General features: G+C 54.1%; 26 protein-coding genes. 8 read left to right on the forward strand and 18 right to left on the reverse strand.

Annotation, left to right across the window (positions count from 1 at the left end; all coding sequences use genetic code 11):
* Nucleotides 1-68 precede the first annotated feature (68 nt).
* From recG to gmk, 5 genes are read right to left on the reverse strand one after another with little or no spacing between them, the layout of a single operon-like run.
* Nucleotides 69-2147, reverse strand: coding sequence for an ATP-dependent DNA helicase RecG (recG, locus tag HZZ01_RS20065; protein WP_179899203.1), 2079 nt, complete (start codon nucleotides 2145-2147; stop codon nucleotides 69-71).
* On the reverse strand, nucleotides 2144-2842 hold the full coding sequence (trmH, locus tag HZZ01_RS20070; RefSeq protein WP_179899204.1) for a tRNA (guanosine(18)-2'-O)-methyltransferase TrmH: 699 nt from the start codon (nucleotides 2840-2842) through the stop codon (nucleotides 2144-2146). Before trmH ends, recG begins: the two co-directional genes overlap by 4 nt.
* Nucleotides 2843-2844: 2 nt before the next feature.
* On the reverse strand, nucleotides 2845-4953 hold the full coding sequence (gene spoT, locus HZZ01_RS20075) for a bifunctional GTP diphosphokinase/guanosine-3',5'-bis pyrophosphate 3'-pyrophosphohydrolase (RefSeq protein WP_179899205.1): 2109 nt from the start codon (nucleotides 4951-4953) through the stop codon (nucleotides 2845-2847).
* 20 nt (nucleotides 4954-4973) lie between these two features.
* A complete protein-coding gene (rpoZ, locus tag HZZ01_RS20080) occupies nucleotides 4974-5249 on the reverse strand; it encodes a DNA-directed RNA polymerase subunit omega (protein ID WP_003851346.1) in 276 nt (91 codons plus the stop codon).
* A 54-nt stretch (nucleotides 5250-5303) separates the two neighbouring features.
* Nucleotides 5304-5927 carry a guanylate kinase gene (gmk, locus tag HZZ01_RS20085; RefSeq protein WP_179899206.1) on the reverse strand — a complete coding sequence of 208 codons (624 nt, stop codon included), beginning with the start codon at nucleotides 5925-5927 and terminating at the stop codon, nucleotides 5304-5306.
* Between the two features lie 240 nt (nucleotides 5928-6167).
* Here gmk and ligB point away from each other — a divergent pair, with 240 nt between their 5' ends.
* Entirely contained in the window at nucleotides 6168-7919 is a 1752-nt protein-coding gene (gene ligB, locus HZZ01_RS20090; RefSeq protein ID WP_179899207.1) for an NAD-dependent DNA ligase LigB, read from the forward strand.
* Here ligB and HZZ01_RS20095 read toward each other — a convergent pair.
* From HZZ01_RS20095 to HZZ01_RS20120, 6 genes are all read right to left on the reverse strand, one after another.
* The gene (locus HZZ01_RS20095) at nucleotides 7857-8474 is read right to left on the reverse strand and encodes a trimeric intracellular cation channel family protein (RefSeq protein WP_179899208.1); all 618 of its coding nucleotides are present in this window, start codon (nucleotides 8472-8474) and stop codon (nucleotides 7857-7859) included. The two genes, ligB and HZZ01_RS20095, sit on opposite strands and share 63 nt — an antisense overlap.
* A 424-nt stretch (nucleotides 8475-8898) precedes the next feature.
* Nucleotides 8899-9543, reverse strand: coding sequence for an oligosaccharide flippase family protein (locus HZZ01_RS20100; RefSeq protein ID WP_179899209.1), 645 nt, complete (start codon nucleotides 9541-9543; stop codon nucleotides 8899-8901).
* Between the two features lie 781 nt (nucleotides 9544-10324).
* Nucleotides 10325-10720, reverse strand: a complete 396-nt coding sequence (locus tag HZZ01_RS20105) for a polyketide cyclase (RefSeq protein WP_179899210.1) — start codon at nucleotides 10718-10720, stop codon at nucleotides 10325-10327.
* A gap of 136 nt (nucleotides 10721-10856) precedes the next feature.
* A complete protein-coding gene (locus HZZ01_RS20110; protein WP_179899211.1) occupies nucleotides 10857-11999 on the reverse strand; it encodes an alanine racemase in 1143 nt (380 codons plus the stop codon).
* Nucleotides 12000-12192: 193 nt separating this feature from the next.
* Nucleotides 12193-13116 carry a kdo(2)-lipid IV(A) palmitoleoyltransferase gene (lpxP, locus tag HZZ01_RS20115; protein ID WP_179899212.1) on the reverse strand — a complete coding sequence of 308 codons (924 nt, stop codon included), beginning with the start codon at nucleotides 13114-13116 and terminating at the stop codon, nucleotides 12193-12195.
* Nucleotides 13117-13542: 426 nt separating this feature from the next.
* Nucleotides 13543-14406, reverse strand: coding sequence for a YicC/YloC family endoribonuclease (locus HZZ01_RS20120; RefSeq protein ID WP_179899213.1), 864 nt, complete (start codon nucleotides 14404-14406; stop codon nucleotides 13543-13545).
* Nucleotides 14407-14561: 155 nt separating this feature from the next.
* Here HZZ01_RS20120 and HZZ01_RS20125 point away from each other — a divergent pair, with 155 nt between their 5' ends.
* Nucleotides 14562-14987, forward strand: a complete 426-nt coding sequence (locus HZZ01_RS20125; protein WP_179899214.1) for a DUF3574 domain-containing protein — start codon at nucleotides 14562-14564, stop codon at nucleotides 14985-14987.
* 38 nt (nucleotides 14988-15025) lie between these two features.
* Here HZZ01_RS20125 and HZZ01_RS20130 read toward each other — a convergent pair whose 3' ends face one another.
* Nucleotides 15026-16210: a NupC/NupG family nucleoside CNT transporter gene (locus HZZ01_RS20130; RefSeq protein ID WP_179899215.1), complete on the reverse strand. Its 1185-nt coding sequence runs from the start codon at nucleotides 16208-16210 to the stop codon at nucleotides 15026-15028.
* A 150-nt stretch (nucleotides 16211-16360) separates the two neighbouring features.
* On the opposite strand from HZZ01_RS20130, the gene rph reads away from it, so the two are divergent.
* The gene (rph, locus tag HZZ01_RS20135; RefSeq protein ID WP_179899216.1) at nucleotides 16361-17077 is read left to right on the forward strand and encodes a ribonuclease PH; all 717 of its coding nucleotides are present in this window, start codon (nucleotides 16361-16363) and stop codon (nucleotides 17075-17077) included.
* 49 nt (nucleotides 17078-17126) lie between these two features.
* A complete protein-coding gene (gene pyrE / locus HZZ01_RS20140) occupies nucleotides 17127-17768 on the forward strand; it encodes an orotate phosphoribosyltransferase (protein WP_179899217.1) in 642 nt (213 codons plus the stop codon).
* A gap of 35 nt (nucleotides 17769-17803) precedes the next feature.
* Here the strand turns inward: pyrE and slmA are convergent, their stop codons facing one another.
* The 3 genes from slmA to coaBC all read right to left on the reverse strand — a co-directional run bounded on the left by slmA (nucleotide 17804) and on the right by coaBC (nucleotide 20176).
* Entirely contained in the window at nucleotides 17804-18400 is a 597-nt protein-coding gene (gene slmA / locus HZZ01_RS20145; protein ID WP_010258372.1) for a nucleoid occlusion factor SlmA, read from the reverse strand.
* Nucleotides 18401-18519: 119 nt separating this feature from the next.
* Complete coding sequence (gene dut / locus HZZ01_RS20150) at nucleotides 18520-18978, reverse strand: dUTP diphosphatase (protein WP_179899218.1); 459 nt, start codon at nucleotides 18976-18978, stop codon at nucleotides 18520-18522.
* A complete protein-coding gene (coaBC, locus tag HZZ01_RS20155) occupies nucleotides 18956-20176 on the reverse strand; it encodes a bifunctional phosphopantothenoylcysteine decarboxylase/phosphopantothenate--cysteine ligase CoaBC (RefSeq protein WP_179899219.1) in 1221 nt (406 codons plus the stop codon). The genes dut and coaBC overlap by 23 nt, the downstream gene beginning before the upstream one ends.
* Before the next feature lie 180 nt (nucleotides 20177-20356).
* On the opposite strand from coaBC, the gene radC reads away from it, so the two are divergent.
* From radC to mutM, 4 genes are all read left to right on the forward strand, one after another.
* Entirely contained in the window at nucleotides 20357-21013 is a 657-nt protein-coding gene (gene radC, locus HZZ01_RS20160; protein ID WP_179899220.1) for a DNA repair protein RadC, read from the forward strand.
* A gap of 241 nt (nucleotides 21014-21254) precedes the next feature.
* Nucleotides 21255-21491: a 50S ribosomal protein L28 gene (gene rpmB, locus HZZ01_RS20165; RefSeq protein ID WP_006121249.1), complete on the forward strand. Its 237-nt coding sequence runs from the start codon at nucleotides 21255-21257 to the stop codon at nucleotides 21489-21491.
* A 19-nt stretch (nucleotides 21492-21510) separates the two neighbouring features.
* The gene (rpmG, locus tag HZZ01_RS20170; protein WP_003024094.1) at nucleotides 21511-21678 is read left to right on the forward strand and encodes a 50S ribosomal protein L33; all 168 of its coding nucleotides are present in this window, start codon (nucleotides 21511-21513) and stop codon (nucleotides 21676-21678) included.
* A 69-nt stretch (nucleotides 21679-21747) separates the two neighbouring features.
* On the forward strand, nucleotides 21748-22557 hold the full coding sequence (gene mutM, locus HZZ01_RS20175) for a bifunctional DNA-formamidopyrimidine glycosylase/DNA-(apurinic or apyrimidinic site) lyase (protein ID WP_179899221.1): 810 nt from the start codon (nucleotides 21748-21750) through the stop codon (nucleotides 22555-22557).
* Here the strand turns inward: mutM and coaD are convergent.
* The 3 genes from coaD to waaA are packed head-to-tail and all read right to left on the reverse strand — an operon-like array spanning nucleotide 22554 to nucleotide 25080.
* The gene (coaD, locus tag HZZ01_RS20180) at nucleotides 22554-23033 is read right to left on the reverse strand and encodes a pantetheine-phosphate adenylyltransferase (protein ID WP_179899222.1); all 480 of its coding nucleotides are present in this window, start codon (nucleotides 23031-23033) and stop codon (nucleotides 22554-22556) included. The genes mutM and coaD overlap by 4 nt on opposite strands.
* A complete protein-coding gene (locus HZZ01_RS20185) occupies nucleotides 23030-23806 on the reverse strand; it encodes a glycosyltransferase family 2 protein (RefSeq protein WP_179899223.1) in 777 nt (258 codons plus the stop codon). The genes coaD and HZZ01_RS20185 overlap by 4 nt, the downstream gene beginning before the upstream one ends.
* Nucleotides 23806-25080, reverse strand: coding sequence for a lipid IV(A) 3-deoxy-D-manno-octulosonic acid transferase (waaA, locus tag HZZ01_RS20190; RefSeq protein WP_179899224.1), 1275 nt, complete (start codon nucleotides 25078-25080; stop codon nucleotides 23806-23808). Before waaA ends, HZZ01_RS20185 begins: the two co-directional genes overlap by 1 nt.
* Between the last annotated feature and the right edge of the window lie 79 nt (nucleotides 25081-25159).

Genomic DNA, 25159 nt, shown 5'->3' on the forward strand with positions numbered 1-25159 from the left:
ATCATCCGCCGGGCAAAAGCAATCGTTTGCCCGGCATGGATATGAAAGCCGACTCGAAGGGATATCATTCAGACGTTGGTAAAACGGGTGTTCTCTGGCAGCCAGCGTTCGATCAGGGCGCTGGCCTGCTCGGGATAGTGCTGGTGGATGTGGCGCGCCACACGCTGAACTTCTGGCACCATCGCCGCATCGCGCAGCAGGTCGGCCACTTTAAATTCGGCGTTACCGGTCTGACGTGTACCCAGCAGTTCACCCGGTCCGCGAATCTCCAGATCGAACTGGGCAATAACAAAGCCGTCATTGCTGTCGCGCAGCACCTGCAAACGCTTCTGCGCTGTCTTGCTCAGCGGCGCTTTGTAGAGCAGCACACAGTGCGATGCCACAGCACCACGACCCACACGGCCTCGCAACTGATGCAGCTGCGCCAGCCCTAATCGCTCAGGGTTTTCGATAATCATCAGGCTGGCATTCGGCACGTCCACGCCGACCTCAATCACGGTCGTCGCGACCAGCAGCTGGAGTTCATTCGCTTTAAACGCCTGCATTACCGCCTGTTTTTCCGCAGGCTTCATACGGCCATGCACCAGTCCGATGTTTAAGTCGGGCAGCGCGGTTTTCAGGGATTCCCAGCTGGCTTCTGCCGCCTGTGCTTCCAGTAGTTCTGACTCTTCAATCAGCGTGCAGACCCAGTAGGCCTGACGCCCTTCGCGGCAGGCATGCTCAACACGTGCCACAATCTCGTCACGTCGGGTATCGGGGATGGCCACGGTGGTCACCGGAGTACGTCCCGGCGGCAGCTCATCGATGGTTGAGGTATCGAGATCAGCGTAAGCGGTCATCGCCAGGGTGCGCGGAATAGGTGTGGCGGTCATGATCAGCTGATGCGGATGGAAACCCTGCTCCTCGCCTTTTTCCCACAAGGCCAGTCGCTGGTGGACGCCGAAGCGGTGCTGCTCATCAATAATGACCAGCGCCAGACGATTGAACTGTACCTGCTCCTGAAAAAGAGCGTGTGTGCCCACGACCATCGCCACCTGACCGCTGGCTATCGCTTCCTGCTGTGCCTGGCGGGCTTTGCCTTTCTGTTTTCCGGCCAGCCAGCCCACGTCAATCCCCAGTGGCGCAAACCACTGGCGCAAGTTACTGGCATGCTGTTCAGCCAGCAGTTCGGTCGGCGCCATCAGCGCAACCTGCTTGCCATGGGCGATAACATTCAGCGCAGAGAGCGCAGCAACCAGTGTCTTACCCGAGCCGACGTCGCCCTGCACAAGTCGCATCATCGGGAAATCATTGGCCAGATCTTTCTCTATCTCCGCTACCACGCGTTTCTGCGCATTGGTTGGTGAGAAAGGCAGCGCGGCCAGCAGCTGATCACTGAGATTGTGTCGCGGCGGCATCGGCAATGCGTAATAGCGCTGAGCACCGGCGCGCACCGCCAGCATGCTGAGGTTGTGCGCCAGCAGCTCTTCCAGAATTAATCTGCGCTGTGCCGGATGACGTCCACTTTCCAGCTCGCTGAGTCTGAGATCGGGCGGCGGACGATGCAGTGTGCGCAGCGCATCAGGCAGACTGATTAAGCCGCCGCTTAACTCCTTCGGCAACAGCTCGGCAATCGGGCAGCTTTCCAGCAGCGTGAGTGCCTGGTCAGTGAGATTACGCAGTGTGGCCTGTCGAATGCCTTCGGTGGTGGGATAAACCGGCGTTAAGGTCTCTTCCAGCGCCACATTGCTCTGTTCACCCTGAATACGGTATTCAGGATGAATAATCTCAGCGCCACGCTGACCGCGCTTAATCTCACCATAGGCGGTAACGCGACGTCCCGGCGACAGGTTGTTCTTCATCCCGGCATTGAAATTAAAAAAGCGCATCGTCAGTACGCCGCTACCATCGCTGATCTGGCACACCATCATCCGGCGGCGCCCAAAGGTGATATCAGTGTGCAGCACTTCGCCTTCTACTGTGGCCCAGATACCGGGCAGCAGATCGTCAATGGCATAGAGTTGGGTGCGATCTTCGTAGCGAAGGGGGAGATGGAGCAGGAGATCCTGAATGGTGTGCAGGTCAATTTTGGCCAGTTTAGCTGCCTGGCTGGCACCGACGCCGGTCAGGGTACTGAGCGGGATGGCATCCAGCAGACGGCCTTTCATCTTCTTTTACCCGTCGACTGCATGGTTGCCCACCAGGTGGGGTCGGCGTCGACTTCACCCTGTGCATTAATGCGCGGATAAGGTAGACCTTTCTGCTTTGCGACCCGCGCCAGCACCGGGAATCCACCTTCGAACAGCAGGCGTTGCTGTTCATCTTCATCCAGCAGGCTGTAATCGCGCAGGTAAAGACCAGCGTTCTGCCGCTGCCGCTGGGCTTCATAGAGGATTAGCGCACAGGCAACCGAGACATTAAGCGACTGCACCATACCTACCATTGGAATCACAATCTGCCGATCGGCCAGCGCCAGGGCTTCTTCAGTGATGCCGGTTTTTTCCTGACCCATAAGGATGCAGGTCGGAAGGGTATAATCGATCTCACGGAAATCCACAGCATCGGCGGAGAGATGGGTGGCTAAAACCTGCATCTTCTGCTGTTTCAACTGTTTTACGGCATCGCCGATGGTGGGATGGGTGACCACTTTCACCCAGCTGTTGCTTCCGGCAGATGCGGAAGCCTGAGTACGCATCCGCTGGCTCGGCCAGACGGCATGCACTTCATGGATGCCGACAGCGTCAGCTGTGCGGATCACCGCTGAAACATTATGTGGCTTATGCACCTGCTCCATGCAGACCGTCAGGTCGTGCTGGCGGAGTGCCAGCATCGCCTGAATTCGGGCAAAACGTTGATCGTTCATGCCTAATTACGGTTACGGTGGACTTTGATCACATCGGGCATCACGCGAATTTTACGCATGATATTCGCCAGATGGACGCGATCACGTGCGGTCAGGCGGATGAAAGCACTGTAGACGCGGCCATCACGCTCTTCAGTATTCAGGCTCTGAATATTGGAACCGGCCGTGTTGATTGCTGCCGTCAGATTAGCCAGCGCGCCCTGATGGTTAAACATGTCGACTTTAATTTCCGCCACGAACTCCTGCTCGGTGACGATATCCCACTCGACCGGCATGAATTTTTCCTGCTCTTTCTGGTAACCACGAATATTCCGACAGGATTCATGATGCACCACCAGACCTTTGCCGGGACTGACATGGGCAACAATCGGGTCACCAGGAATCGGTCGGCAGCATTTGGCGAAGGTAATCAACACGCCATCTGCGCCTTTGATTGGCAGTTTACCCCGCTTGCTGTTACTGCTGATGACGTTGCTGTCAGACTGCAGCAGGTTCTTCGCCACCACCACGCTCATCGCATTGCCCAGACCGATTTCCGCCAGCAGATCGTCAAGCGAGGTCAGCTTCATACGATCCAGCTCCTGCCTGATATTCTCAGGTGGAATTTCAGCCAGTTTTCGGCTTCCGCCCAGCGCATGACTGAGCAGGCGGCGACCCAGATTGACGGAGTCTTCACGCTTGAGGTTTTTCAGCAGCTGGCGAATTTTGGCGCGGGCTTTGGAACTGACGACAAAGTTGAGCCAGGCAGCGTTAGGACGGGCGCCCGGCGCGGTGATGATCTCAATCGTCTGACCGCTGGTCAGGGATTGCGACAGCGGATAAGGCTGGCGATCAACGCGTGCGCCGACGCAGGCATGGCCAATATCGGTGTGAACCGCATAGGCGAAGTCTACCGGTGTCGCACCGGTTGGCAGCTCAACAATGCGGCCTTCAGGCGTAAAGACGTAGATCTCATCCGGGAAGAGATCGGACTTCACGCTTTCAATAAATTCAAAGGAGCTGCCCGCACTCTGCTGTAGTTCCAGCAGGCTTTGTAGCCAGCGCTGAGCGCGAATCTGTGCGGTGGTGCCACTTTCGCCCGCCTGTTTATAAGCCCAGTGCGCAGCGACCCCCATTTCCGCCATCTGATCCATATCCTCGGTGCGAATCTGCACTTCAACCGGCACGCCGTGCGGACCGATCATCGAAGTATGGAGGGATTGATAGCCGTTAGCTTTGGGGATGGCGATGTAATCTTTAACGCGGCCCGGGCGCGGCTTATACAGGCTGTGCATCTGGCCCAGAACGCGATAGCAGGTATCCAGATCTTTCACGATGACGCGAAAGGCATAGATATCCATGATCGAGTGAAAACGCTGCTCTTTCAGCGTCATTTTGCGGTAGATCGAGTAAAGATGCTTTTCGCGACCGCTGACGCGGCAGGGAATGCCCGCTTCCTGCAAACGGCCATCGATCTCAGAAAGAATCTTCTGGATCATCTCTTTACGATTACCGCGTGCGGCTTTCACCACCTCTTTAATTACCCGATAACGATTCGGATAAAGTGCCTCAAAACCAAGCTCTTCCAGCTCTGTTTTAAGATGGTGAATACCCAGTCGGTGCGCCAGCGGACTGTAAATCTCTAACGTTTCCAGCGCGATACGGCGACGCTTGTCCGGGCGTAATGCACCAAGGGTGCGCATATTGTGGGTGCGGTCAGCCAGCTTGATGAGAATGACGCGGATATCCTGCACCATCGCCATAATCATCTTGCGGAAGTTTTCTGCCTGCGCTTCTTTCTTGTCGCGGAACTTCAGCTTATCCAGCTTGGAAACGCCTTCGACCAGCTCTGCCACACTTTTACCGAACAGCTGTTCCATGTCCTGATAAGTGGCAGGCGTATCTTCGATCACGTCATGCAGCAGCGCGGCCATGAGGGTTTCATGGTCGAGCTTCATTTCCGCCAGAATACAGGCCACGGCAACAGGATGGGTGATATAAGGCTCACCGCTGGAGCGTGTCTGTCCCTCGTGGGCATCACGTGCGACAAGGTAGGCTTGCTGGAGGCGCTTGATCTGCTCCTCTGGCAAGTATTTTTCAATCAGTTGATTGAGACTTTCAAACAGATACAAGGGCGACCTGCAGGTGGCTGTTAACGACGACCTTCAGCGATAGCGGTAACGGCCTGTAACTCAGCGGCTTCCTGCTCTTGCTGTTCCTGACGATCACGCACATCTAAAATCTGATTGGTGACCAAACCTTCTTCGATCTCGCGCAGGGCGATAACGGTAGGTTTATCGTTCTCTTCCGGAACCAGCGGATCTTTGCCGCCAACCTGCATCTGACGTGCACGACGTGCAGCGACCAACACCAGGTCAAAACGATTACCAACTTTTTCTACTGCGTCCTGAACGGTTACGCGTGCCATAGGTGTGCTACTCCACAGATGAAGAAATGACTGCGCATCATACTGAAACTGTATTCAGACTGCCAACAGTTTGCTGATTAACGCATCGTGACGCGCCTTCTGGCGCGCCATACGCAGACGTTCTGCGCGAATAATGGTTTTCAGATCGGACAGCGCCAGATCGAAATCATCATTCACAATTAAATAATCATACTCGGCGTAGTGGCTCATTTCCGCTACTGCCTGAGCCATGCGACGCGCGATCACTTCTTCGCTGTCCTGGCCACGACCGCGCAGACGGCGATCGAGCTCTTCTTTCGAAGGCGGCAAAACAAAGATGCTGCGTGCGCCAGCCATTTTAGCGCGGATTTGCTGCGCGCCCTGCCAGTCAATGTCGAGAAACACGTCAACGCCGGTTGCCAGCACCTGCTCAATAGCATGGCGTGACGTACCGTAGTAGTTGTCGAAAACTCTGGCATGTTCGAGGAAAGCGTCTTCCGCGATCATCTGCTCAAATTCATGTTTCTCAACGAAAAAGTAATGTTCGCCATGGGTTTCACCCGGACGCATACCGCGCGTCGTGTGCGAAACAGAGACCTGCGTGTCATACAACGGCTGGGTCTTTAACAGAGCCTGAATCAGGCTGGATTTTCCTGCACCGCTGGGAGCAGAAACAATATAGAGCGTGCCTTGAGCCATGATTTTCTTGAATTGATTAAAAGCGGAGTCGATTTCCTGCACAGTATACACAGCTTCCCATTGCCACGCAGCGTTTGCGCAGCGACAACACCCAATCTTTTGCGCATCTGCGCGCAAATCACTGTCGGACCGCTGTAATTAAACCTTTATTGCTACGGCCTCCCTTCCGAAACCTAACATCACTCCTGGCTGACGCTAACTCATTAATATTGAATACAGCAAAACGTCAGAGGAGAGATTATGAAAGGATTCGGCTGGCCGCTGTTTGCGGTTGTTCTTTGGTTTGCCCTATGGCCTGCGCATAGCGCCGTTTGTCCGGTCTGGACACCCACCCGGGCGACAGAAGAGATCCATCATCTGCAACAACAACTGCAACACTGGGATGACGCTTATTATCGACAAGGGCAGAGTCCGGTGGCTGACGCTGATTATGACGCGCTGCAGCAGCGCCTGAATCAGTGGCAGCACTGCTTTAGCTCTTCTCCGATGGCTTACGCACCGCAACTGCCGGGCAATGGTAAGCACCTGCATCCGGTCGCCCATACTGGCGTAAAAAAGATGCACAACAAGCTGGCACTGGCTTACTGGATGCAGGGGCGGCACGATCTCTGGGTGCAGCCGAAAGTTGATGGTATTGCTGTTTCACTGGTGTATCGCCACGGCAGGCTGGTCTCGCTGTTAAGCCGTGGCGACGGATTGCGTGGTGAGGAGTGGCTGGCTAAAGCCGCCTGGATCCCGGCAATTCCGCTGCACATCGAAACCCGTCTCGATGAAGTTGTGCTGCAGGGTGAGTTATTTCTGTTGATGACTGGTCATCAACAGGCGGTTGATGGCGGTAAAAATGCGCGCTCACAGGTGGCCGGAGCCATGATGAGTAAGCAGCGGGTTCCTCTGCTTAATTCGCTCGATGTTTTCATCTGGGCCTGGCCTGATGGTCCCGCCACGATGAAAGAACGCCTTGAACAACTCAGCCAATGGGGGCTGGGCGTTGCCGCAAAATGGAGTTACAGCATCAAAGATGAAGAGGACGTCGCACGCTGGCGGGAGCGCTGGTTTCATGCTGCGCTGCCCTTTGTCACTGACGGCGTGGTGGTTCATCAAAGCCTGCGACCTGCGGGCAAAAACTGGCTGCCGGGAGAGGGAACCTGGGCCGTTGCCTGGAAATATCAGCCTCCTGAAGTCAGCGCTGAAGTCCTCTCCGTCGATTTTCCCATTGGCCGCACCGGGAAAATAGCCGCAGTACTTAATCTGCAGCCGGTGCAACTGGATGATAAAACGGTCAGGCGGGTCAATGTTGGATCGCTTCGTCGCTGGCAGGAGAGTGATATTGTGGCGGGCGATGTGATCACGCTGAGTCTGGCGGGTCAGGGGATTCCCCGGCTGGAGCGGGTAATCTGGCGCGTGGCAGAGCGGCACTATCCTCAGCCTCCCGACGCGTCGCGTTATACCCCGTTGAGCTGCTACACCTTTAGTCCAGAATGCCAGAAGCAGCTACTGGCAAAATTACGCTGGCTCAGCCAGAAAACGGTGCTGAATATCCCGGGCGTAGAGCGTGGCACCTGGCTTCGCTTACTGGAAACCGGCAGTGTGACGCATCTTTTCGACTGGCTGACGTTAACACCGGAACAGATTGCCGCCGCAACGAGCCTTTCTCCGGAACGGGCGGGGCAGCTCTGGCATCGCTTTAATCTCACCCGGCAGCAGCCGTTTCGTCGCTGGGTGGATGCCTTAGGCGTTTCACTGCCACGAAAGGCCCTGAAGTCACTGCCCGATCAGCAGTGGCAGAGCTTAACGCAGCGGGATGCCGGGGGGTGGCAGGCTTTGCCGGGCATCGGTGCGTCGCTGGCAAAGCGCCTGGTTACGCAGTTTCATGATGCCCGCGTACAGGCGCTGATTACGTTCCTGCAACAGCAGGGTATTCCCGCTGCCTCAGTGCTCGGGATGGGGGTAGTTGAAAATGGGCAACCCGAGGCGGAAGCGCAGCGCCAGTAAACGGGCAGAGAAGCCGAACAGCAGGGTGATGATAATCACTGCTTCATGCGCCAGCGTGGTTTTCAGCAGCAGGATATACATCCAGCCAGAGGCGAAAGCGATACCGGCATAAATTTCTTTCTGAAACACCAGCGGAATGCGATTACAGAACATATCGCGCAGTACGCCGCCAAAGACGCCGGTAATCACCGCGCTTATCGCAGCAATAATCATGGCGTGTCCGGAATCGAGCGCAACCTGTGCACCAATAATTGAGAAGACCACCAGCCCCAGTGCATCCAGAACCAGGAACACTTTGCGCAGGTGTGTCATCAGCGGCGCCAGGAAAGTGGTAAGCACTGCCGCTGCCGCAACAATCATGATGTACTCAGGATTTTTTACCCAGCCTAGCGGATAGTGACCCAGCAGGATATCGCGTACCGAACCACCGCCAATGGCGGTCACTGATGCAATAATAATCACACCAAACAAATCCATTTTGCGGCGACCCGCTGCCAGCGCACCTGTCATCGCTTCAGCAGTAATACCAATGATATAGAGAACGGTCAGTAACATAGCAGACTCCGGTAAGGCGACGGCATTGATCAGGAGACGGCGACTGAGGTTTTCTGGCGATCGGCGTCCGGGATGAGCGCAGTTTATACCAGCCAGCCCCGGCTTCGGCATAGAAAGTCTTTTTTGCAGAGGTGATGCCGTAAACGCATGAGATAAAGGAGTGGAAAAGTGTGCTGCGGGTTTGTAAATCGCGCCTGATGGTATCTGGCTCTGGACTGGCGGGGCTTGACTGACCGTAACCGTCAGACAGGAACTTGAGGCAAATCAGTTTATAAAGGAGATAAAAAAGGCTGTATGCAACGGATAAATAAATAATTCAGCAGGGAAATAAACGACAGGTTTAAAAAAAGAAAAGGCGTGCTGGTTAACAGCACGCCAACGCATCATTTCGGATGCTCAGAGCCCACCATACAGACTTATTTTATTATTTGTTTCTTGCACGCACTTTAGTAAACGCATTCAGACTAAAGTGGTATTCCGGCTGAAACCATGAACGACCATAGTAGCAGTAAATCAGCATGCGAATAGAGGCCATCGCAAGGTAACCCCAAATCGCACATAATACTGAAGGTGTCAGCCAGACGGTAAATAAGGTTACCGCAAGCCCGGCTAATACTGAGGACGTTTCAGCAAAAGCGATACGGGTATATTGTTTTTCGCGCTGTAATATCGCACGGTAATGCTGGCCCTGTGGGATGATAATAAACACCACTGAGACCATCTGCAGCATTAATGCCAGTTGCGGTTGATCAAACAGGCTGTTCAGCAGGTGGCTGGCCGTAAATAACAGACCAAACACAGCGATACCCATCAACATATTACCCCAATAGATCGTGGAGAGATCATTGATAGAGAGCATGCAGCGGCGGATCAGCGTATTGGAGAAGCCGCGATCGGCCAGAGTGTCGATTGCCAGCAGAGCAATCACGGCAATCGCCAGCAGGTTCAGTTCATTCGCCTGCAGTATCTGCGCCAGCAATGAGAGCTGCAGTACGCCGATGCCAATAATTTTGATTGAGGAGAGCAGAGACCATTTTGCGCTATTAAGACTGCTTTCACGTATTGCCATAATATACTCGTTAGAGTCCATCGACTCTGTGAGAATTAAATAGTTGTGTAACGGCAAGTAGGGGTTGCTGTGACACCGTTAGTTAGTGCAATTTTTCCGGCCGAAGCCCTTAAAACCTCTCGAGGCTTGCCATGTTATTATGTGTTCAATCAAATGATGCCCGGATAAATAAAAGCTATCCCTGGTAAATTCTCTGTTTCGTGTCATGGCGGGATCCCATGCAGCTAATAAGAATCCCGCCAGATCACGAATAAATCCTGTTGTAGTTTTATATTCTCCAGCCAGCATCCTTGCGGCAATCTCAACGCATTCTTTTTGTGACAACTAAGGATACGTTGAGCGGTCCATGACTTTTTTCCTGCTTTATCATTATGGGTATTGCTGTGTGTGGAATGATTTATACATTGTTTTATTTAATTTAACACCATAAGAAAAGTCTGATTACGCGACAACAGAAATAAATGGTTTCACTCTATGCATGATAAATATTAAATCCCCAGCAGAGCAGTAATAAACAATTGTTGATGATTAATGTATGCGTTGGAAAGAAAGTGTTCACATGCAAGGTCAGGAGGCCTGAAATCAGGGGATCTACCTCTCTGTCAGGGGCATTTGCCAGGAATTTTCCTGGCAGCGATTCTTAAGCACGGGTTGTGGTAAATATGTAATGGGGGTGAGTAATCAGATAAGCGCTTTATGCTTTATTGTTAGAATTTTTTCTATTTTTTTTCATTAACGACCAGTGATAAGTACAGAGAAAAAAGCGAGCTAAGTCATTGATCTATTGTGTCAGAAGCTGGTTGAGTTTCTCCAGATCGCTGCTAACCCATTCAATATCAAGCTTAAATCGCTCATCTGAAGTAAATGGCTGGCGAAAAACCGTTACGATCACTTCGGCGCCCTGTTCGTTAGCTATCACGCGCATCGGCACGTAGATCTCCTTTCCTGAGCCGCTATCAATCCAGTGATCCATAACGCCAAACGGATTATAGGGTGAGAACCGGATCTTCACATTGCCCTGAGGGCCTTTAGCACGCCAGCGGTTGCCATCGGGTTCCAGTGCGCTTTGTGTCAGCCCGGAAGCCCACTTAGGGAAAAATTCTGGCTTCCAGATAGTTTCATAAAGATCTAACCACTGACGTGGAATTGTCAGGCTCAGAGTGCGCGAGGAGAGCATGTAACCTCCGGTAGATAGGCTAAAAAGGCATTAAAGCATGGGCCCAGGCTTGTTAAAACGTTGTTACAGCAGAAGTGTGGTGTTGACAGGGTTTCGTACAAACGACAGACAACGGATGAGGCTGTCTGTCTTTGATTCAGATGAAATTGCCGCGCGCAGAAATTGTATGCTCTTCGCTATGACCGCTGGTGTAACGAAGTATAAAGCCATCTGACTGGGCCATAACTGCGCAACTGTGATTCGGGAAGATACGCAGCAATGTGCCGACTTCCGGGCGGCGATCCTGATAAAGCAGAAAACCGTGCTCCTCCGATAACTTCGTCACCTCATATGTGTGGCCCGCTTCGTCAGCTGCAATACCAAAGCCGCTGGCGTTGGTGCCATGCGGTCCTTTATCCGAACTCAGCATTTTCGACCCGGCATCCACAATCGCAAAATGTTCGTTCACCGCGACCACGCGTGTAATGACACTCATTGCCAGCTGATCCACGTGACTCAACCCAAGGCGGCAGGCAGTGAGATCCAGCAGGGCATAGTTGCCGGGCCTGATTTCATTAATACAGGGCGCAATGTCTGCTGCCAGCGCGGTAGGCGTTGAACCTACTGAGAGTGGGCAGTCAGTAAACCCAGCAGCCTGCAGTTTTGCCTTTACTCGCTGCATCAGTGTTGTTTCCTGCCGCGCCACATCGGCAATGGCCGCAGCGTTACCGGCACCATAAGCGTGACCCGCATGCGACACTAATCCGGCAAAGCGTAACCCTTTGTCCTGCAGCGCCTGGGCAATCAGCACCGCTTCATCTGTATCTGGATTAACGCCAATCCGATGTAATCCAACATCAACTTTAATCGCCACCGCCAGTTCGCATTCTGGTTGCTGCTGACTGGCCTCAGCAATCGCTGCCACACCCTGCAGTCTGTCCGCAATCAGGGTGAGTCTGACCCGGTGAAGCACGGCGAGGCGCAGTAATTCTGCCACGCTTTGCGGGTGTACAACCGGATAGGCCAACAGCAAATCACTAACGCCACCCTGAATGAAACTGATGCCTTCGCTGGGTTTAGAGACGGTAATACCCTGTGCGCCGGACGCAATCTGACGCTGTGCAATCCAGACGCTTTTATGTGTTTTGATATGCGGACGCAGTGTGGCGCCAGCGGCACTGGCTTTGCGCTGCATATACTGCAGGTTATGCTCCAGGCGATGTGCATCTACTTCAATATAGGGCGTAAGGCGATCATCAATCAGCGGGCGCTGCCACTGCTGTGTATCGTTGATATTCATAAGATTGTCCGGCATTTCACGAGGTAAGAGGATTCATCATTCCTTAATTACCTCTCTGATACCAGCCTGCCTGCCGCAGAACAGGTGTGCTGAATAGCTGAAGTTATTGGGACAGAGGAAGCGGACGTAACGCATGAGGGGATCAGCAGATAAAAACAATAAAGCAGGCGCGTGGCCTGCTTTATCAGTTAACTCAGACGTAGAGCGATTTTTCACCCGGTGGGCGGGTTTTGAAGCGACGGTGCAGCCAGAGATATTGTTCGGGCGCACGCAGAATCTGATTTTCGATCACTTTGTTCATATAAGCTGCAGCAGCAGCCTCGTCCGTATGAGGGTAATTTTCCAGCATCGGTTCGATGATCAAGTGGTAGCCATCATTTCCTGGATTACGAATCAGCATAATCGGCACCATCGCTGGCTTCGCCAGACGCGACAGAACAAACGTCCCGTTAGTGGTGGCGGCTTTTTCCACTGCAAACAGCGGCGCAAAGGTGCTGCCTTTAGGGCCGTAATCCTGGTCAGGCGCAAACCAGACCGATTCACCCTGTTTCAGGGCATTAACCATACCGCGTAGATCACGACGGTCGATCATCGCTTTATTAGAGCGCATCCGACCTTTAGTCTGCACATATTCCATCGCCTGGTTATTGTGGGGGCGGTACATCGCCATCATTGGCTGACAGAGTCCGCTGATGCGGCCACCCAGTTCCAGTGACATGAAATGCACACCAATCAGCATCACACCACGATTTTCTTTCTGCGCAGCATGCAGGTTTTCCATTCCCGATACTTTAAACAGACGTCTTACTGCACGGTCAGACCAGAACCAGGCAATACCGGTTTCAGCCAGGGCCATGCCCAGCGACGCAAAGTTGCCGGCAATCATATGCTCTGTTTTTTCTTCGCTGATGCCCGGGAAGCAGAGTTCGATGTTCCGTCGGGTGATGCGTTCGCGGCGCTGCAGGAAATGACGGGAAATTTTGCCCGCGCCGGTACCGAGACGCATAAGAACAGGATAGGGAAGCTGGACCAGAAGCCAGAGCACACCAAGGCCAAACCAGGTAAACCAATAACGCGGATGCAGCAGCGAACTGCTAAATTTTCCGTTGTTTTTCATTAACAACCTTCATGGAATAGGGGGAAGTATCGCATAAAGAGCACTTCCATGAGTCTTAAAGCGGTACGGCTGTACTGATTTCGACCAGTACTTTATCAAAAAGTGCCTTCAAAGAAAGGGAAACTCCGGAATCTACAGGATTGACCTGTTTCATGGAGAGGCGTTAATACCGGCTGTAAAAATACATTAATCCTATAAAATCTTTACTTTTCAATATCTTAATCGAATCCTGAAGAAGGCTTTAATTGTAAGCGAGGCCATTTCAGGAACAGTCTGGAAATGATTATTTATTTATCTTTACCTGATTCTGATGCTGGCTGCGCTGAAAAAGCGATTAATTGTGGCGGAAGGCGCTAATGCTTTAAGTGCTGATAGCAGCTGAAAGGGGTAACAAAGCGCTGCTGCGAGCGCTTTGTTGGGTAGAAATTACTCAATATTCTGAATCTGCTCGCGCATCTGTTCAATCAGCACTTTTAGTTCGATCGCTGAAGTGGTGATTTCTGCGTTAATCGACTTTGATGCCAGCGTATTCGACTCACGATTGAACTCCTGCATCATGAAATCGAGACGGCGGCCAACGGCCTCTTTCTTTTTCAGGATGTTGTAGGTCTCTTTCACGTGCGCATCCAGACGATCCAGCTCTTCAGAGACGTCGACACGCTGCGCCATCATCACCAGTTCCTGCTCAAGGCGATTGTTTTCCAGCTGGACTTCAGCATCTTCCAGCTTGGCGACCAGACGCTCACGCTGCCATTTAATCACTTCAGGCATCTGCGCGCGCACTTTGCTGACTTCCTGTGAGACGCCTTCCAGACGTTGCTCAATCATCGCTTTCAGTGCAGTGCCTTCGCTTTCACGTGCCGCAATAAAATCATCCAGCGCACCATCCAGTGCCTGTAATAACTGCGTGTTGATAGCATCCAGATCCTGCTCCTGCGCAGACATCACACCCGGCCAGCGCAGAATATCCAGCGGATTAATCGCGCCTTCATCGCTCTGCATTTTTACCCAGTTGGCAACCTGCACCAGCTGTTTAGCCAGCGTTTCATTGAGCATCAGCTCGCCCTGCGCGCTGGGATCGGCATCATAACGCAGGTTGCACTCAATTTTACCGCGCGTCAGACGCTGGCGAATGCGCTCGCGGATAACCGGCTCCAGCCCACGAAACTGCTCCGGCAGACGGATATAAGTTTCCAGATAACGCTGGTTAACGGAACGCAGCTCCCAGGCGGCGCTGCCCCATTCGCCTTTGGCTTCACGGCGGGCATAAGCGGTCATACTGCGGATCATAAGCGGTACTCATTTGCGGAAAGATGGGTGAAGTATAGCGAGGCGAGCCACGGCATAACAGGCATAAGCGTCTCACAGGAAAATAACGAACCATTTCCGCTTTTAGTGACAGCCACTTATGATGAACGCTGACCCCTTGTGAGGATGACTAATCTATGTCTCGCGTTATTGCTCTTCCTGTTGTGATGGCGCTGCTGCTGGCGGGTTGCCAGATTCGCCACGCGCCGCCGACTAAACCGCAACCCATCTGTGCGGGTGGCGATATGATGATGCAGACCACGTTGTGGTTTGGACTAAGCAAGCCAGATGGCGGCAGTGTGAGTTCACTCGACTGGATGAACTTCGTAGATAACGAAGTCACGCCACGTTTCAAAGCGGGATTGTCGGTCTATGACGCTAAAGGTCAGTGGCTGGGCGAGAACGGTAAGCTGGCACGAGAGAACAGTAAGGCATTGATGCTCATCCATGGTATCGATCACGCCACCAATCAGGATATTGAGGCGTTACGCAATCTCTACAAAAAACGGTTTGATCAGGAGTCGGTGATGCGGGTAGATGCGCCCGTCTGTGTCGGATTCTAGGGCGAAAGCGGGCGGCAGCACTGCCGCCCGTTGAATCATCAGATAAACAGGCCCGCAAAGGCCGCAGAGAGCAGGCTGACCAGCGTGGAGCCATAGACCAGCTTCCAGCCAAACCGGGAAACCACATTTCCCTGTTTCTCGTTCAGGCCTTTTATTGCGCCCGCTACAATGCCGATCGAGGCAAAGTTAGCAAAGGAGACCAGGAACACCGACAGAATACCCAGCCCGCGCGCACTCATGCTCGACGCGACTTTCTGCAGTTCAATCATCGCCACAAATTCATTCGCAACCAGCTTGGTCGCCATGATGCTGGCTGCCTGCAGGGCATCGGCTTTGGGAATACCAATTAGCCAGGCCAGTGGATAGAACAGATAGCCGAGCAGCTGCTGGAAGCTGTAGCCGAACACCGCCGCAAACACCGCGTTCACGGCAGCAATCAGGGCAATAAAGCCAATCAGCATCGCCAGAATGATCATCGCAACTTTGAAACCGGCAAGTATGTACTCGCCCAGCATCTCAAAGAAGCTCTGCTCTTCATGCAGCTTTTCCAGCGCGATAGGCTGCTCATCCCGGCTTTCCATCGGGTTGATGATCGACAGGATAATAAAGGTGCTGAACATGTTAAGCAGCAGGGCCGCAACCACATACTTCGGTTCAATCATCGACATATAAGCCCCGACAATCGACAACGAAACGGTGGACATCGCGGTCGCTGCCATGGTGTAGAGACGGCGCGGCGGGATATCGCCCAGAATCCCTTTATAGGCGATAAAGTTTTCTGACTGACCCAGAATCAGTGTGCTGACGGCGTTAAACGACTCCAGCTTGCCCATGCCGTTAATCTTCGACAGCAGTGTCCCGAAAATACGGATCAGCAGGGGCAGAATACGCCAGTGCTGTAATATGCCGATCAGCGCTGAAATAAAGACAATCGGGCAAAGCACGCCAAGGAAGATAAATGCCAGCCCCTGTTTGCTCATTCCGCCAAACACAAACTCTGTGCCCTGTGCGGCAAAGCCCAGCAGCGTCTCAAAGAAACCGGCGAACGAGCTGACCAGCGCCAGACCTCCGGCAGAGTGAAGGAAGAACCAACCCAACGCGGCTTCCACCACAATCAGTTGAACAATAAAGCGCAGACGAATCTGTTTACGGTCATGACTGACCAGCAGCGCAAGGGCGAAAATCACCACCAGCGCCAGCAGGAAATGAAGAATGGCGGCCATATGTCTTTTTTATCAGAGAGAAAGGAAAGCGCATTTAGCCACAGCTGGCAGGGAATTTCATCTGATGCCTGCGCCGGACCTGCGTAAGAGACAGCGGGCAAGGAAGTCCGTATAATGCGCAGCCAATCATTAGCAAGCCGGAGAATACCCATGCGTCCAGCAGGCCGTAGCGCACAACAGGTGCGTCCAGTCACATTGACCCGCAATTACACCAAACACGCAGAGGGTTCCGTTCTGGTGGAATTCGGCGAAACGAAAGTGCTTTGCACTGCCTCCGTAGACGAAGGGGTTCCGCGTTTCCTTAAAGGCCAGGGCCAGGGTTGGGTTACCGCCGAATATGGCATGCTGCCGCGTTCGACCCACAGCCGTATGGCGCGTGAAGCCGCAAAAGGCAAGCAGGGCGGGCGAACGCTCGAGATTCAGCGTCTGATCGCCCGTTCACTGCGCGCCGCGGTGGATCTGAAAGCCCTGGGTGAATTTACCATCACGCTTGACTGTGACGTGATTCAGGCCGATGGCGGCACCCGTACCGCATCAATCACTGGCGCCTGTGTGGCACTGGCTGATGCGCTGAACAAACTGGTAGCCAGCGGCAAGCTGAAAGCAAACCCGATGAAGGGCATGGTCGCAGCGATTTCAGTGGGCATCGTCAGGGGCGAAGCGTTATGCGATCTGGAGTACGTTGAAGACTCAGCCGCAGAAACCGACATGAACGTCGTGATGCTGGAAGATGGCCGCATGATCGAGGTGCAGGGCACTGCCGAGGGCGAACCGTTCAGTCATGAAGAATTGCTGACGTTACTGGCGCTGGCACGCGGCGGAATTGAGGAATTAATTCAGGCGCAGAAAGCAGCGCTGGAAAATTGATGTAACAGGCGACCTCAGAGTCGCCTTTTCTTTATTTGAGGAGTGAGAAATGAAAGCCTGGCAGCGTCAGTTTATTGAATTCGCCCTGAACAAACAGGTGCTGAAGTTCGGTGAGTTCACTTTGAAGTCCGGGCGTAAAAGCCCCTATTTCTTTAATGCCGGTCTGTTTAACAGCGGACGGGATTTAGCGCTGCTGGGACGCTTCTACGCGCAGGCGCTGGTGGATGGTGCTGTGGATTTCGATCTGCTGTTCGGTCCGGCCTATAAAGGCATTCCGATTGCCACCACTACAGCGGTGGCGCTGGCGGATCATCATGACCGCGATGTGCCTTACTGCTTCAACCGTAAAGAAGCCAAAGATCACGGTGAAGGCGGTCTGCTGGTGGGCAGCACGCTGCAGGGTAAAGTGATGCTGGTAGACGATGTGATCACCGCCGGCACAGCGATTCGTGAGTCGATGGATATTATCGGCGCGCACAACGCTACCCTGGCTGGCGTGCTGGTTTCGCTTGATCGTCAGGAGCGAGGACGCGGAGAAATGTCGGCGATTCAGGAAGTGGAACGTGATTACGGCTGTAAAGTAACCGCGATTATCACACTGGCAGACCTGATCGCCTGGCTGGAAGAGAAGCCGGAGATGGCCGATCATCTGGCCCAGGTCCGTGCTTATCAGAAAGCATACGGGATTTAACAGAGGCGGGCGCGATGCCCGCCTTCTCTGACTCTTTACGCCAGCTGTGCGGCAATCAGCGGCCAGCGAGCCTCAAAGTCTGCGGTAGGACTAAAACGAAACTCAGAACGGACATACCGCGACAATAAGCCTTCACAGAACGCCAGCAGCTGACTTGCCAGTAACGCCTCATCAGCCTGAAAGGCTTCGCCCTCTCGCATTTTCCGTTCACGCATGACCTGTCGCAGTTGCACTTCAATCCGCTCGAACAGTTGATTGATACGTCCCTGCAGTCGGTCCTGCTCAAACATCAGCGCATGGCCGGTCAGAATGCGCGTCAGTCCCGGATTACGCTCACCAAATCCCAGAATCAATTGCACGATCAGACGCAGACGCGTCATGGTCTCTTTTTCATCCTTGAGGATCAGATTGATGCGGGTAATCAGACTGTCTTCGATAAACTCAATCAGGCTATCGAACATTCGTGTCTTGCTGGGGAAATGACGATACAGCGCCGCTTCGGAAACCCCCACCGTGGCTGCCAGTTTGGCTGTAGTAATACGCTGACTACCATCTCCCGACTCCAGCATCTGCGCCAGCGCCTGCAAAATCTCTTCGCGACGATTCCGCTTCGCGACTTTTTTTTCTGCCATGACCTTAAAGACCCCTGAAATTCACCTAAAAACAGGCAACACCTACGCATCTGCCACAGGAACGCGTCCTGCGGCGATGAGGAAAAATAACGGGCGTAAGTGAAAGTCGGTAATGCGGGTTACTGGCGGCCGGAGTGGCCGAAGCCGCCTTCGCCGCGCTGGCTGGCGTCGAAATCTTCGACCAGGTTAAATTCCGCCTGGACTACCGGTACAAACACCAGTTGTGCCATGCGATCGCCGGGCTGCAGTGAGAAGCTTTCCTGGCCACGATTCCAGACCGATACCATGAGCTGTCCCTGATAGTCCGAATCAATCAGACCCACCAGGTTGCCCAGCACGATGCCATGCTTGTGGCCAAGGCCTGAGCGCGGCAGGATGACAGCGGCCAGATCGGGGTCGGCGATATGAATCGCCAGGCCGGTCGGAACCAGTGTCGTGGTGCCTGGTTCGATGTTGAGAACATCATCAATACAGGCGCGTAAATCTAACCCAGCGGAACCTGAAGTGGCGTAGGTCGGCAGTGGAAACTCTTTGCCGACGCGCGCATCCAGAATCTTAACGTCTATTTTTTTCATCATAACGGCTGACAATCTCGTCTATTAATTGTTGGCCAAGGAGAGACTTATCGCTGAGCGGTAAGCGTTTTTCTCCATCCTGCCAAAAAAGGTGAAGAGCATTGGTGTCGCTATTAAATCCCTGACCGGCCTTAGCGACGTCGTTAGCGCAGATCAGGTCCAGATTTTTGCGCACACGTTTTTGCCGGGCGTATTCTTCCACATTCTGTGTTTCAGCAGCAAATCCAACGACGAATGGCCGGTTTTCGTGAAGAGCAGCCACGCCGGCAACAATATCGGGATTCTTTACCAGGTGCAGCGTGACGTTATCATCACCGCCCTGTTTCTTGATTTTATCGGCCGCAATATCGGCTGCCCGGTAGTCTGCCACGGCTGCGCTTGCAATGAAAATATGTTGTTTATCTATCTCACTCATCACAGCGGCCTGCATCTCCAGCGCGCTGGTAACATCAATGCGCCGCACACCGGCAGGTGCAGCCAGGGTGACCGGGCCGCTGACCAGCGTCACCTGTGCGCCGCGGCTGGCCGCGGCTGCGGCAATAGCAAAGCCCATTTTACCGGAGCTGTGATTCGTGATGTAGCGCACCGGATCCAGTGCCTCTCGGGTCGGGCCGGCGGTAATCATAATATTGAGATGTTGCAGATCGTTGACGGGCGAGGCCCACTGCACCGCATGGTCAACAATCGCCAGCGGGTCAAGCATCCGACCCGGCCCGACGTCACCACAGGCCTGGCTGCCGCTGTCCGGTCCCCAAATCAGCACGCCTCGCTCGTGGAGCGTCTGAAGGTTTTGCTGGGTCACCGCCGCGCGATACATCTGCTGATTCATGGCAGGCACCACCGCGACGGGTGAAGCCGTCGCTAACACAGCGGTCGTCACCAGATCATTTGCCATACCGGCAGTAACACGGGCAATCAGGTCGGCAGTGGCGGGTGCCAGCACAATCAGATCGGCCCATTTTGCCAGTTCAATATGACCCATCGCTGCTTCCGCAGCGGGATCAAGGAGATCGTCAAAAACCGGATAGCCGGAGACGGCCTGCAGGCTGAGCGGGGTAATAAACGCTTTGGCGCCCTCTGTCATCATTACGCGCACATCTGCCCCGCGATCGCGCAGGCGGCGTACCAGCTCAGGTGCTTTATAAGCGGCGATACCGCCGCTTACGCCAAGAAGAATTCTTTTGCCGGCTAATCCCATCATGATGTTGGCCTCACTAAGCTCTCTGCCGCTCGCGGCGGCGAATGCACGGACTTTATCACAAAAGTACGGATGCGCCTTTTCAGCGACTGCGTTTGCGAGCCGCCTCGTAGATTGCAGCTCCACTAATAGCCGCGTTCTCCAGGATAGGCCATTCTGAGGCTCATCTCAGGGAGAGCGAACATGAAAGTTAAGGGACCACGGGAAAAACTTCAGACGCTGGGTGCCCATTCGCTCAGCGATACTGAACTGCTGGCCATTTTTCTCCGTACCGGATCGCCCGGGCAAAATGTCCTTGAGCTGGCCGGGCAGATGCTGGAGGGTTTTGGCTCGCTTTATCAGCTCATGACGTCAGACAAAGCAGCACTCAGTAAAATCAAAGGCGTCGGCGATGCCAAGCTGGCGCAACTTCACGCAATTGCCGAACTGGCGAAGCGCTTTTTCGCCAGCAAGCTGGCCCGCGAAAGCGCAATGGAGAATCCACAAATCACGCGTCAGTATCTGCAAAGTCTGTTAGCCCATCAGGAGCGTGAGATCTTTATGGCCCTGTTTCTGGATAACCAGCATCGGGTCCTGCGGGCACAAAATATGTTCTCGGGCTCCATTAACAGCGTGGAAGTGCACCCCCGCGAGATCGTCCGTGAAGCGCTGAAGCTCAACGCGGCCGCCCTGATACTGGCGCATAATCACCCGTCGGGTATGGCCGAACCCAGCAGGGCAGACCGTGAAGTGACGCATAAAGTCAGCGAAGCCTGCCAGCTACTCGACATCCGTTTGCTCGATCATCTGGTGATAGGTCACGGCGAATATGTCTCCTTTGCGGAGCGTGGATGGCTCTGATACCGGGAAATTTCACGCCAGGTGGCGGCTTTTTGCCCGATCATTCGGGATCTTTATCTGTTCGGGACTTGAGCACTTGGGCTGAGCGGCGTATACTACGCCACCTTTGAGAATCTCGGGTTTGGCGGTTAGGCCAGCTTAGCGGGTTCCATGGAATTCGCCTGGCGGGCTGCAAGCCTGACGAGGCGGCCCAAACCTAATTTTTAAAGCTCGAGCTGATTTGATTTTTGGAGATATTGACATGTCACGAGTCTGCCAGGTAACTGGAAAGCGTCCGGTGACGGGTAACAACCGTTCCCACGCAATGAACGCGACGAAACGCCGTTTCCTTCCGAACCTGCACTCACACCGTTTTTGGGTTGAGAGCGAGAAGCGCTTCGTTACTCTGCGTGTATCTGTTAAAGGTATGCGTATTATTGATAAAAAGGGCATTGATACGGTGTTAGCCGATATGCGTGCCCGTGGTGAGAAGTACTAAGGTACTAAGGAACTGAATCATGGCTAAAGGTATTCGTGAGAAGATCAAGCTGGTTTCCTCTGCTGGTACAGGTCACTTCTATACCACCACGAAGAACAAACGTACTAAACCAGAGAAGCTGGAACTGAAAAAGTTCGATCCGGTTGTACGTCAGCATGTGCTCTACAAAGAAGCTAAAATTAAGTAATTTTAGTGTTCTGCTAAAAACCCGGCTCCGGCCGGGTTTTTTGTTTGTGTAAAACGCTGAGGAGAGGGTATGCCAGAGTTGCCAGAGGTTGAAACCAGCCGCCGCGGTATCGAACCGCATTTGGTCGGTGAAACCATCCTTCACGCCGTGGTGCGTAATTCACGTCTGCGCTGGCCTGTTTCGCAGGAGATCCTGGCGCTGAGCGATCAGCCGGTTCTCAGCGTGCAGCGCCGGGCGAAATATCTGCTGCTGGAGCTGCCTCATGGCTGGATCATAATCCACCTTGGTATGTCGGGCAGCCTGCGCGTGCTGTCAGAAGAGCTGCCAGCGGCAAAACATGACCATGTTGATTTGGTGATGAGCAACGGCAAAGTGCTGCGCTACACCGATCCGCGCCGCTTTGGTGCCTGGCTCTGGAGTCGCGATCTGGCGGGCAGCAGCGTGCTGGCACATCTCGGGCCGGAGCCGCTTAGCGAGGCGTTTGACGGGGCTTACCTGTTCGATAAGTCACGCGGCAAGCGGACGCTCATCAAACAGTGGCTGATGGATAACAAAGTGGTGGTGGGTGTGGGTAACATTTACGCCAGCGAGTCACTGTTTACCGCCGGGATCATTCCCGATCGTGCTGCTGGCAGCCTGTCACAGGCTGAAGCAGAGCTGCTGGTCAACACCATCAAAGCAGTGTTGTTACGTTCGATTGAGCAGGGCGGGACCACGCTGCGTGACTTCCTGCAGACCGACGGTAAGCCAGGCTATTTTGCACAGCAGTTGCAGGTTTATGGCCGGGCAGGCGAACCCTGCCGGGCATGCGGTACGCCGATTGTCAGCGGCAGGCATGGGCAGCGCAGCACCTTCTGGTGCCCGAACTGCCAGCACTAAGCCAGTTTAGCCAGCAGTGCCTGATGAACCGGCGCGGGCAGGAAGGCGCTGACATCGCCGCCGTGACGCGCCACCTCTTTGACCAGTGAAGAGGAGATAAACGAGAAGCCTTCAGACGGCATCAGGAAAACACTCTCCAGCGTCGGCAGCAGATGACGGTTCATCTGCGCCAGCTGCATTTCATATTCAAAATCTGACACCGCACGCAAGCCACGGACCAGCACATTCGCCTGCTGGTCGCGGGCAAAATTCGCCATCAGGTCGCTGAAGCCGACCACCTCAACGTTGGGTAGATGGGCAACAACCTGACCGGCAAGCGCCACGCGCTCATCCAGGCTGAACATCGGTTTTTTACCCGGACTGGCGGCAACGGCCAGGATCACCTGATCAAACATTTGCGCTGCCCGCGTCACGATGTCGAGATGGCCAAGGGTGACAGGATCAAACGTACCGGGATAGATGGCTTTCGTGGTCATACTCGCCCTTTTGCCGAAGCATGATTCAGCGCCCAGAGGGCTGAATATTTATTGAAGGTATATTGCGCGTTGACCACCGCCAGAATCCAGCCCTGACTGCCGTCGAGAAAACCGGCACGCAGCAACAGCGTTTTCATAAACGCCCCCAGCGTATGGCTGAACACAGAAAACAGGCTGCAACGCTTACCGCGCTGATGGCGCTCCGTGGCCCAGGCTTCAGCATAGGCCAGTTGCTTGCGCTGAAAGGCAGTCAAATCGCGGCAGGTCAGATGTTGCAGGTCGCCAGGCAATGCCACTACCGGCGCGCCGTCACTCTGCAGTGATTCATGCACCAGATTGTCATTGTAGTGGAAGGTGCGAGGATAGAGACGCATTACGCGGTCGGGATACCAGCCACTGTGGCGCATGAAGCGACCGAGAAACAGATTACTTCGGCCCAGGCTATAAACCGTGCGGCTGGGTGGGGCAATCAGTACCTGCTCAATCGCGGCTCGCAATTCGGGTGAAACACGCTCATCCGCATCGATCATCAGAATCATGTCGCCGGTGGCATAGTCCTGCGCGCGCTGGCGCTGAATGCCATAGCCCTGCCAGTCATCATTGAGGTAGACCTTTGCTCCCGCCTCTGTGGCAAGGTTAACGCTGTCGTCACTGCTGCCAGAATCCAGCATGATAATTTCATCGGCCCAGCTAACCGAAGCCAGGCAATCAGGCAGCAGTTCCGCTTCATTTTTGGCGATCATCACCACGGAAAGACGTTGGCGTGCTGACATTAGTGGGTCCGGGGTGGCAGATGCGGTTCGAGTAACTGTAGCAGACGCTGGAGTGCACCCTGATTCTGATGCAGCACGTCCACCGCATGGCGTCCGTAATAACGGCGGTAATCATCATCCTGCAACAGATTGGTGACCTCTTTTTCCAGCGAAATCACGTCGGTAACGGTGATCAGTCCCTGACCTTCCTGCAATTTGCTGCAGATATCTTTGAAATTCCAGATATGGGGTCCCATCAGAACCGGAAGTGCATGGGCGGCAGGTTCAAGCGGGTTGTGTCCACCCCGTTCAACCAGGCTGCCACCGACAAACGCCAGATCGGCAATGCCATAAAGCAGCATCAGTTCCCCCATCGAATCACCAATGACCACCTGCGTTGAGCCAGAAGGGATCTCGCCGCTGCTGCGCAGGATAAAACTAAATCCTCGTGCCTGCGTCAGTTCGCGGGCATCGTTGAAGCGCTCGGGATGGCGGGGAACAAGAATCAGCAGCAGATCCGGAAACGTCTGCAACAGGCGGCGATGGGCATCCAGCACTATAGCCTCTTCGCCTTCGTGCGTGCTGGTAGCGATCCACACCGGACGGCGCGGCGCCCACTGGCGACGCAGTGTCACCGCTCTGGCGGCCAGTTCTGGCGTGACGGAAATATCAAATTTCAGGCTGCCGGTGACTGTCAGTTGTGAACGTTTAAGGCCCAGACTCAGGAAGCGGTCACCATCTTCTGCATTCTGCGCCGCAATCAGCGTGATGCTCTGCAACAACTGGCGCATGAATTTACCGAGCTTGCGGTAGCCTTTAGCGGATCGCGCCGAAAGGCGGGCATTGGCGATCACCAGCGGAATATTGCGCTGGTGCAGGATGCGGATAATGTTCGGCCATAGCTCGGTTTCCATGATGATTACCAGCCGTGGGTTGACCGTATCCAGAAAACGATTAATCGAACCCGGCAGGTCATAAGGCAGATAAACGTGATGCACATCTTTGCCAAAAGCAGACTGCGCGCGTTCAGAGCCGGTCGGCGTCATAGTCGTCACGGTAATCGGCAGGGTCGGGTAACGGTGACGCAGCGCCCGCACCAGCGGAATAGCGGCCAGGGTTTCACCCACAGAGACCGAATGGAGCACAATGCCGTCGGGCTTCACTTTGCCGACACAATAGCCATAGCGTTCTGCCCAGCGCTTGCGATAGGCAGGCGCTTTACGACCGCGCAGCCACAGGCGCAGCCAAATCAGTGGCTGAATTAAGTAGAGCAATGCGGTGTAAATGGTCGTCATAGTTACCGTTACAGCAGGTTCGCGTCTAAAAACAGATTAAAATCAGATGACGGCATGTTATCAGAAACCCTGCATGCAC

Origin of the sequence: Pantoea sp. WMus005 (genome assembly GCF_013415305.1) — a bacterium.
Classification (GTDB): Bacteria; Pseudomonadota; Gammaproteobacteria; order Enterobacterales; family Enterobacteriaceae; genus Pantoea; species Pantoea rara.

Coding starts and splice junctions, on each gene's coding strand:
- recG (WP_179899203.1), bottom strand. CDS start 2,147: ATGAAAGGCCGTCTGCTGGATGCCATCCCGCTCAGTACCCTGACCGGC.
- trmH (WP_179899204.1), bottom strand. CDS start 2,842: ATGAACGATCAACGTTTTGCCCGAATTCAGGCGATGCTGGCACTCCGC.
- rpoZ (WP_003851346.1), bottom strand. CDS start 5,249: ATGGCACGCGTAACCGTTCAGGACGCAGTAGAAAAAGTTGGTAATCGT.
- gmk (WP_179899206.1), bottom strand. CDS start 5,927: ATGGCTCAAGGCACGCTCTATATTGTTTCTGCTCCCAGCGGTGCAGGA.
- ligB (WP_179899207.1), top strand. CDS start 6,168: ATGAAAGGATTCGGCTGGCCGCTGTTTGCGGTTGTTCTTTGGTTTGCC.
- HZZ01_RS20095 (WP_179899208.1), bottom strand. CDS start 8,474: ATGTTACTGACCGTTCTCTATATCATTGGTATTACTGCTGAAGCGATG.
- HZZ01_RS20100 (WP_179899209.1), bottom strand. CDS start 9,543: ATGGCAATACGTGAAAGCAGTCTTAATAGCGCAAAATGGTCTCTGCTC.
- HZZ01_RS20105 (WP_179899210.1), bottom strand. CDS start 10,720: ATGCTCTCCTCGCGCACTCTGAGCCTGACAATTCCACGTCAGTGGTTA.
- HZZ01_RS20110 (WP_179899211.1), bottom strand. CDS start 11,999: ATGAATATCAACGATACACAGCAGTGGCAGCGCCCGCTGATTGATGAT.
- lpxP (WP_179899212.1), bottom strand. CDS start 13,116: ATGAAAAACAACGGAAAATTTAGCAGTTCGCTGCTGCATCCGCGTTAT.
- HZZ01_RS20120 (WP_179899213.1), bottom strand. CDS start 14,406: ATGATCCGCAGTATGACCGCTTATGCCCGCCGTGAAGCCAAAGGCGAA.
- HZZ01_RS20125 (WP_179899214.1), top strand. CDS start 14,562: ATGTCTCGCGTTATTGCTCTTCCTGTTGTGATGGCGCTGCTGCTGGCG.
- HZZ01_RS20130 (WP_179899215.1), bottom strand. CDS start 16,210: ATGGCCGCCATTCTTCATTTCCTGCTGGCGCTGGTGGTGATTTTCGCC.
- rph (WP_179899216.1), top strand. CDS start 16,361: ATGCGTCCAGCAGGCCGTAGCGCACAACAGGTGCGTCCAGTCACATTG.
- pyrE (WP_179899217.1), top strand. CDS start 17,127: ATGAAAGCCTGGCAGCGTCAGTTTATTGAATTCGCCCTGAACAAACAG.
- slmA (WP_010258372.1), bottom strand. CDS start 18,400: ATGGCAGAAAAAAAAGTCGCGAAGCGGAATCGTCGCGAAGAGATTTTG.
- dut (WP_179899218.1), bottom strand. CDS start 18,978: ATGATGAAAAAAATAGACGTTAAGATTCTGGATGCGCGCGTCGGCAAA.
- coaBC (WP_179899219.1), bottom strand. CDS start 20,176: ATGATGGGATTAGCCGGCAAAAGAATTCTTCTTGGCGTAAGCGGCGGT.
- radC (WP_179899220.1), top strand. CDS start 20,357: ATGAAAGTTAAGGGACCACGGGAAAAACTTCAGACGCTGGGTGCCCAT.
- rpmB (WP_006121249.1), top strand. CDS start 21,255: ATGTCACGAGTCTGCCAGGTAACTGGAAAGCGTCCGGTGACGGGTAAC.
- rpmG (WP_003024094.1), top strand. CDS start 21,511: ATGGCTAAAGGTATTCGTGAGAAGATCAAGCTGGTTTCCTCTGCTGGT.
- mutM (WP_179899221.1), top strand. CDS start 21,748: ATGCCAGAGTTGCCAGAGGTTGAAACCAGCCGCCGCGGTATCGAACCG.
- coaD (WP_179899222.1), bottom strand. CDS start 23,033: ATGACCACGAAAGCCATCTATCCCGGTACGTTTGATCCTGTCACCCTT.
- HZZ01_RS20185 (WP_179899223.1), bottom strand. CDS start 23,806: ATGTCAGCACGCCAACGTCTTTCCGTGGTGATGATCGCCAAAAATGAA.
- waaA (WP_179899224.1), bottom strand. CDS start 25,080: ATGACGACCATTTACACCGCATTGCTCTACTTAATTCAGCCACTGATT.